The organism is Inquilinus limosus MP06, from assembly GCF_000767795.1.
Taxonomy (GTDB): domain Bacteria; phylum Pseudomonadota; class Alphaproteobacteria; order DSM-16000; family Inquilinaceae; genus Inquilinus; species Inquilinus limosus_E.
The window spans coordinates 1-7,244 of record NZ_JANX01000317.1 but is presented as its reverse complement, the minus strand read 5'-3'; the positions used below and the strand labels follow the sequence as shown (position 1 = coordinate 7,244).

Annotated in this window: 8 protein-coding genes; 3 read left to right on the top strand and 5 right to left on the bottom strand. The window is 71.4% G+C overall.

What is annotated here, in order from left to right; genetic code table 11:
• Positions 1-45: 45 nt before the first annotated feature.
• Both P409_RS21415 and xseA read right to left on the bottom strand, forming a co-directional pair.
• The gene (locus tag P409_RS21415; protein WP_081991681.1) at positions 46-1,371 is read right to left on the bottom strand and encodes an MFS transporter; all 1,326 of its coding nucleotides are present in this window, start codon (positions 1,369-1,371) and stop codon (positions 46-48) included.
• A 32-nt stretch (positions 1,372-1,403) separates the two neighbouring features.
• Entirely contained in the window at positions 1,404-2,909 is a 1,506-nt protein-coding gene (xseA, locus tag P409_RS21410) for an exodeoxyribonuclease VII large subunit (protein ID WP_034843451.1), read from the bottom strand.
• Positions 2,910-2,965: 56 nt separating this feature from the next.
• Between xseA and purD the strand changes: the two genes are divergently transcribed.
• Positions 2,966-4,225 (top strand): phosphoribosylamine--glycine ligase, encoded by a 1,260-nt coding sequence (gene purD / locus P409_RS21405; protein ID WP_034843448.1) that lies wholly within the window; start codon positions 2,966-2,968, stop codon positions 4,223-4,225.
• 43 nt (positions 4,226-4,268) lie between these two features.
• Positions 4,269-4,820 carry a transcription elongation factor GreB gene (gene greB / locus P409_RS21400; RefSeq protein ID WP_034843447.1) on the top strand — a complete coding sequence of 184 codons (552 nt, stop codon included), beginning with the start codon at positions 4,269-4,271 and terminating at the stop codon, positions 4,818-4,820.
• 146 nt (positions 4,821-4,966) lie between these two features.
• Here greB and P409_RS21395 read toward each other — a convergent pair whose 3' ends face one another.
• Both P409_RS21395 and P409_RS21390 read right to left on the bottom strand, forming a co-directional pair.
• Positions 4,967-5,461: a GAF domain-containing protein gene (locus P409_RS21395; RefSeq protein ID WP_034843445.1), complete on the bottom strand. Its 495-nt coding sequence runs from the start codon at positions 5,459-5,461 to the stop codon at positions 4,967-4,969.
• Between the two features lie 60 nt (positions 5,462-5,521).
• Entirely contained in the window at positions 5,522-5,821 is a 300-nt protein-coding gene (locus P409_RS21390) for an ArsR/SmtB family transcription factor (protein WP_034843443.1), read from the bottom strand.
• 66 nt (positions 5,822-5,887) lie between these two features.
• Between P409_RS21390 and P409_RS21385 the strand changes: the two genes are divergently transcribed.
• Positions 5,888-6,805: a PhzF family phenazine biosynthesis protein gene (locus tag P409_RS21385; protein WP_034843440.1), complete on the top strand. Its 918-nt coding sequence runs from the start codon at positions 5,888-5,890 to the stop codon at positions 6,803-6,805.
• Between the two features lie 117 nt (positions 6,806-6,922).
• Here the strand turns inward: P409_RS21385 and P409_RS21380 are convergent.
• Positions 6,923-7,244 (bottom strand): nucleoside deaminase (locus P409_RS21380; protein ID WP_034843439.1); only part of this gene is annotated, 322 nt, incomplete at its 5' end.

Here is a 7,244-nt window from a genome sequence, read left to right as displayed (position 1 = left end):
GGACCCGCCGCGGCGCTGGGCCCTCGCCGTCCCGGCCGACCGGCCTCAGGCCGGCTGCGCCGCCGCCTGCCGCGCCTCGTAGCCGCGGCGCCACAGCATGAAGACATGGACGCTGACCAGCGTCACCAGCGCCAGCAGGCTGAAGAACAGCGCCAGCGGCAGCCACTGCCCGGCATATCTCTGCGCGATCACCGCCCCCAGCAGCGGCGCGCCGCCGGCCGAGACGGTGACGCCGAGCTGATAGCCCATCGAGATGCAGGAATAGCGCAGCCGCGCCGGGAAGGCGGTGCTGATGAAGCCTGCCATCACCGCATAGACGCCGGACAGGGTGACGATGGCCAGCGAGATGCCCAGCACGATCGCCAGCGGCTGGCCGGTGCCGACCAGCAGGAACATCGGATAGGGCGACAGCAGCGCCAGGAACGCCGCCAGCTTGAGGAAACGGACCTCGCCGATGCGCTCGGCCAGCATGGCGGAGACCGGCTGCGACAGGAACTGGATCACCGTGACCCAGAGCAGGCAGTCGAGGATCAGCTGCTCCGGGATGCCGACATATTTGGTGGTGTAGGAGATCATGAACACATTGGTGAAGAAGAAGCCGCCGGTGCCCAGCACCGACACGCCGGCCGCCAGCAGGATCGGGTACCAGGCGGTGCGCAGCGCCTCGACCACCGGCATCCGGGCCCGCTCGCCCTGCTTCACCACCGCCTCGAAGGCCGGGGTCTCCTTGACGCTGGCGCGGATGGCGAAGCCGACGCCCAGCAGCACCACCCCGGCCAGGAACGGCACGCGCCAGCCCCAGGCCATGAAGTCGGCGTGGTCCAGCTGCGTCATCGCCCGGAACATCAGCAGCGCCAGCAGCAGCCCGGCGGGGCTGCCGAGCTGGGCGAAGGAGGCGAAGAAGGTGACCCGCTTGGCCGGCGCGTGCTCGCCCGCCATCAGCACGGCGCCGCCCCATTCGCCCGAGGTGGCGAGGCCCTGCAGGATGCGCAGCAGCACCAGCAGGATCGGCGCCCAGACGCCGATCTGGGCATAGGTCGGCAGGCAGCCGATGGCGATGGTGGCGAAGCCCATCAGCAGCATGGTGAAGACCAGCAGCTTCTTGCGGCCCAGCCGGTCGCCGAGATGGCCGAAGACGACGCCGCCGATCGGCCGGGCGATGAATCCGACCGCAAAGGTGCCGAAGGCCGCCAGCGTGCTGACGAAGGGGTCGTCGCTGGGGAAGAACAGCGGTCCCAACGCCAGAGGCACGGCCAGGCTGTAGACGTAGAAATCGTAGAACTCGACCGCGGTGCCGATGAAGGCGGCGGCCGCGGCGCGCACCGGCTGGCGGGCCGGGCCCTGGTCAGGGCTGGGGGATGTTCCGCTCAATCGGGCCTCGGCGGTCTGGGGTGGAGAAGGAGCTAGAGCAGCGATCCCTGCTCGGGCTTCGGGTCCGGCGCACGGGCGGGCCGGTGCGGCTTGCCGCCGCCGATCACGGCCGGGACCTCGCCGTCCTGGAAGCGGATCGACACGGCCCGGCCGGGCGTCGCCTCCTGCGCCGATCCCAGGGCATGGCCCGTCGCCGGGTCCAGCACCAGGGCGTAGCCGCGGCGCAGCACGTCGACATAGGAGTAGCTTTCCAGCAGCCGTCCCGCCGCCGCCAGCCGCGTGGTGCGGTCGGCCAGGGCACGCAGCACCGGATCGGGGCCGAAGCGGCCGGACAGGGTGTGGAAGCGTTCGCCCGGGCGATGGGTCAGGCGGCTGCCGCAGGCAACGAGGCGGTCGCCGAGCTGGGACAGGTGCCGCGCCGTCTCCGCCACTTGGCGGCGGGGGTGCGGCAGCCGGGCGCCGAGCTCGGCCAGCCAGGAGCGACAGCGCTCGACCCGGCCGAGCGCGGCGCGATCCAGCCGCTCGCCGCGGTCGTCCAGCCGCTGCATCGCCGTCTCAATCAGCCGCGCCGGGTCGCCCAGGCCGCGGCGCAGCGCGTCCAGCCGGGTGCGGTGCTCGCCGAACAGCCGGGCGGTGCCGGATTCGAGCCGGCGGGCGCAGTCCAGCACCCGGCCCAGCAGCTCGGCCCGCACCGGCACCGCCATCTCCGCCGCCGCGGTGGGAGTGGGCGCGCGACGGTCCGAGGCGAAGTCGATCAGCGTGGTGTCGGTCTCGTGCCCGACGGCGGAGATCAGCGGGATGGCGCTGGCTGCGGCCGCCCGCACCACGATCTCCTCGTTGAACGGCATCAGGTCTTCCAGGCTGCCGCCGCCGCGGGCGACAATCAGCAGGTCCGGCCGCGGCACCGGTCCGCCGGGCTGGAGGGCATTGAAGCCCTCGATCGCCGCCGCCACCTGGCCGGCCGCGCTCTCCCCCTGCACCGCCACCGGCCAGACCAGGACATGACGCGGGAAGCGGTCGGACAGGCGGTGCAGGATGTCGCGGATCACAGCACCGGTCGGCGAGGTGACGACGCCGATCACCCGCGGCAGGAAGGGCAGTGGCCGCTTGCGCCCGGCCTCGAACAGCCCTTCGGCGGCGAGGCGGCGGCGGCGCTCCTCCAGCATCTTGAGGATGGCGCCCTCGCCCGCCAGCTCCATCTGCTCGATCACCATCTGGTACTGCGAGCGCGAGCCGTAGATGGTCAGCCGGCCGGTGCAGACGACCTCCATCCCCTGCTCCGGCCGCACCATCAGCCGCGGCACCTGGCCCTTCCAGATCACCGATTCGAGGGTGCAGCTGTCGTCCTTGAGCGTCAGGTAGACATGGCCGGAGCGCGGCACGGTGACCTTGCCGATCTCGGCGCGCACGCGAACCAGGCCGAACTCGCCCTCGATCGTGCGCTTCAGCGCGCCGGTCAGCTCGGCGATGGAGAATTCCGGCAGGTTGGAGCCGGGGCGGCCGGCTGGGGCCGGGGGGGTGTCGTTTTGCTCGGTCATGCTGCGGCCACCATGCTAAACCCCTGCCGTTCGAGCAAGTGAGACTGGGTCCTTCGATGCGCATCCTTCTGGTCGGCGGCGGCGGCCGCGAACATGCCCTGGCCTGGGCGATCGCCGCCTCCCCCCTCTGCACCACCCTCTACTGCGCGCCCGGCAATGCCGGCATCGCCAAGGAGGCGACCTGCGTGCCGATCGCGGCCGAGGATGTCGAGGGGCTGGTCCGCTTCGCACAGGAGAACGCGATCGACTTCGTCGTGGTCGGGCCCGAGGCGCCGCTGGTGGCAGGGCTGGTCGATCGGCTGACAGCGGCGGGAATCAAGGCCTTCGGCCCGACCGCCGCGGCCGCGGCGCTGGAGGGGTCGAAAGGCTTCACCAAGGATCTCTGCGCCAAATACGACATCCCGACCGCGCGCTACCGCCGTTTCACCGACGCGACGGAGGCCAAGGCCTATGTCGCCATCGAGGGCGCGCCGATCGTGGTCAAGGCCGACGGCCTGGCCGCGGGCAAGGGCGTCGTGGTGGCGCAGACGGTCGAGGAGGCGCAGGAAGCCGTCGACACGATGCTGACCGAGGGCGGCTTCGGCGCCGCCGGTGCCTCGATCGTGGTCGAGGAATGCCTGGTCGGGCCGGAGCTGAGCTTCTTCGCCCTGTGCGACGGCGAGACCGCTCTGCCGCTGGCCACCGCCCGCGACCACAAGCGGGCCTATGACAACGATGAGGGCCCGAACACCGGCGGCATGGGCGCGGTGTCGCCGCACCCGCTGGCGACACCGGAACTCGAGGCCCGGATCATGGCCGAGATCGTGCAGCCGACGCTGAAGGCCATGGAGGCGGAGGGCATGCCGTTCCGCGGCATCCTGTTCGCCGGGCTGATGCTGACCGAGCGCGGGCCGCAGCTGATCGAGCACAATGTCCGCTTCGGCGACCCGGAATGCGAGACACTGCTGCCGCGGCTGAACTCCGACCTCCTCACCGCCCTGATCGCGGCGGCCGACGGCACGCTGCGCCACCTGACCCTGCGCTGGCGGCCGGAGGCGGCGGTGACGGTGGTGATGGCGGCCAACGGCTATCCCGGCTCCTACAAGAAGGGCAGCCCGGTCCGGGCGCTGGACGAGGCCGGACAGGTGCCGGGCACCATCGTCTTCCACGCCGGCACCAGGGCCGAGGCCGACGGCACCGTCACCGCCCAGGGCGGCCGGGTGCTGGCGGTGACCGCGCTGGGCGCCGACATCGCCGAGGCCCGGTCCCGCGCCTATCAGGCGGTCGACCGCATCGACTGGCCGGAGGGGTTCTGCCGGAGAGACATCGCCGTTTGACCCAATTTTGAAACCTGCGGCCCGATCGGCGTAGACTGCCCGGATGAGCAAGGCTTTCACCAAAGAGACCGACACCGAGGAGGAGCTGGACGATGCGCCGGCGCCCCTGCCCGCGGGGTCGAAGAACTACATCACGCCCGAGGGCTTCCAGCGGCTGCAGGACGAGCTGAAGCAGCTGTGGCGGGTCGAGCGGCCGAAGGTGGTCGAGGTGGTGTCCTGGGCCGCCGGCAACGGCGACCGGTCGGAGAATGGCGACTACATCTACGGCAAGAAGCGGCTGCGCGAGATCGACCGCCGGGTGCGGTTCCTGACCAAGCGGCTGGAGATCGCCGAGGTGGTCGACCCGGCGCGCCAGACCAACCGCGACCGGGTCTATTTCGGCGCCACCGTCACCTATGTCGACGGCCACGACCGCGAGCGCACCGTGCGCATCGTCGGCATCGACGAGACCCGGCCGGAGGAGGGCGAGATCAGCTGGATCTCCCCCCTCGCCCGCGCCCTGATGCGGGCGCAGGAGGGCGACGTGGTCGAAGTCCGCGCCCCGGGAGGAATCGAGACCGCCGAGGTTGTCGAGATCCGGTACGACAAGAGTTGAGGCAGGCGCGGTACGCATAGGCTGGAGCTGCCCCCTCACCCGAAATCGCTATGCGATTTCGACCTCTCCCCAAGGAGAGGTGATCGGAGCGCCGCCCTCCTTTCCCTCTCCTGGGAGAGAGGGAGGGGGAGAGCCGATGTCGCCGGTCAGGCGGCGCTCGCCGTCACCCACAGCGCCGCGAGCGCCTCGATCCCGGCCTGGTCCTCGGCGTCGAAGCGGTTCGGCAGCGGGCTGTCGAGGTCGATCACCCCCAGCACCCGGGCATCGCGCACCAGCGGCACCACCAGCTCGGAGCGCGAGGCGGCGTCGCAGGCGATGTGGCCGGGGAAGGCGTGCACATCCGGCACAAGCACCACTTCCCGCCGCGCCGCCGCCGTGCCGCAGACGCCCCGGCCGAGCGGGATGCGGATGCAGGCCGGCTTGCCCTGGAACGGCCCCAGCACCAGCTCGTCCTCGCCGCGCAGCAGGTAGAAGCCGGCCCAGTTCAGGTCGGGCAGGCCGTGATAGATCAGCGCCGAGAGGTTGGCGGCATTGGCGATCGCGTCGGTTTCGCCGTGGAACAGCCCCTCCGCCTGGGACAGCAGGTCGTGATAGGCCTCGGCCTTCGGCAAGGCGGGGTCGGGGCGTGCGGTCTGGAACATCGGTCGGCCTTGGTGTCGGATTGCCTGGAAGATAGGCACGGGAGCGCCCGGCGGAAAGCCTCAGAGAGTTTCGACCATCGCGCGGGCGGCGCGGATCTGGTCCTCGTCGCGCTTGTAGAAGGTCCATTGCCTGATCCGCTTCGGCACCACCAGGCCGGACTGGACCAGCACGCGCATATGCTCGCTCAGCGTCGGCTGGCTGATGCCGAGCTTGTCGGCGATGAACAGGCCGCAGACCCCGTCCTCCACCAGGTCGCCATCGGCCTGGGGCGGGAAATGCGCGCGCGGATCCTTCAGCCAGTCCAGGATCTGCAGGCGGCGCTCATTGGCCAAAGCGCGGAAGAGATTGGCTGGGTACATTTCGGCACTTTGCCAAAGGGCAAACCCCTGTCAAGACTGGCCTCTCAACCCTGCCGGGAGGCTGTGATGCGCCGCTTCGCCTTCGAGACCGTGGACGTGTTCACCGACCGCCGCTTCGGCGGCAACCAGTTGGCGGTGTTCCCGGATGCGCGCGGCCTGTCGGACGCCGAGATGCAGTCGCTGGCGGCCGAGTTCAACCTGAGCGAGACGACCTTCGTGCTGCCGCCGGAGGACCCGGCGCACACGGCGCGGGTGCGGATCTTCAACCGCACATACGAGATGCCCTTCGCCGGCCATCCCAATGTCGGCACCGGCTGCGTCCTGGCCCGGCACGGGCTGGACCGCGACGGCGTGCTGCTGTTCGAGGAGCTGTCGGGCCTGGTCGAGGTGCGGGTCGAGCGCGACGCCGCCGGGGCCGTCACCGGCGCGGTGATCGCGGCGCCGCAGCCGCTGTCGACGCTGCTGGAGCTGCCGGCCGAGGCCATCGCCGCCTGCGCCGGCATCTCCCCGTCAGACGTGATCACCAAGGCGCATCAGCCGGTTCTGGCCTCGGTCGGCATCCCCTTCGTGCTGGCCGAGGTGACGGGCGAGGCGCTGACCCGCGCCACCCCGGACATCGCCGCCTTCCGCCGCACGCAGGAGCAGTTCCCGAAGGTGGAGCGGCGCCTGTCGCTGCATCTCTATGCCCGCGACCCGGCGGCGCCGGACATCGCGGCGCCCGACGGTGCCCGCCTCCGCGCCCGGATGTTCGCGCCGCTGTCCGGCACCTATGAGGATCCGGCGACCGGCAGCGCCAACGCCACGCTGGGCGCCCTGCTGCTGTCGCTGTCCGGCGCCGAGGCCGGGCAGGCCGAGATCGTGCAGGGCGTGGAGATGGGCCGCCCGAGCCTGCTGCACGTGGCCGCCCGCCGCGCCGCGGACGGCATCCGCTCCACCGTCGGCGGCGGCTGCGTGCCGGTGCTGAAGGGCGAGGCGGAGGTTTAGGCGCCAGGCCACTCCCTCCCCTCGTCATTCCCGCGAAAGCGGGAATCTCGATCCGACGATACTTCGAAGAGATCCCCGCTTTCGCGGGGATGACGGTAGAAATGGCGGAAGGTGGTTCTACCGCCTGGCCCGGAAGAACGCCCGCAGCAGCTCGCCCGCCTCCTCCGCGCCCGGCGCCTGCTCCACCTGCGGGCGATGGTGGCAGGTCTTCTGCTCGAAGAAGCGCGGGCCGTGCAGCACGGCGCCGCCCTTCGGATCCGGGGCGGCGAAGACCAGCCGGCGGATGCGGGCGAAGGAGATGGCGCCGGCGCACAGGGCGCAGGGCTCGAGCGTGACATAGAGGTCGCAGTCGGGCAGCCGCGGCCGGCCGCGCAGCCGGCCGGCCTCGCGGATCGCCAGCACCTCGGCGTGGGCGGTCGGGTCCGCCAGCTCCTCCACC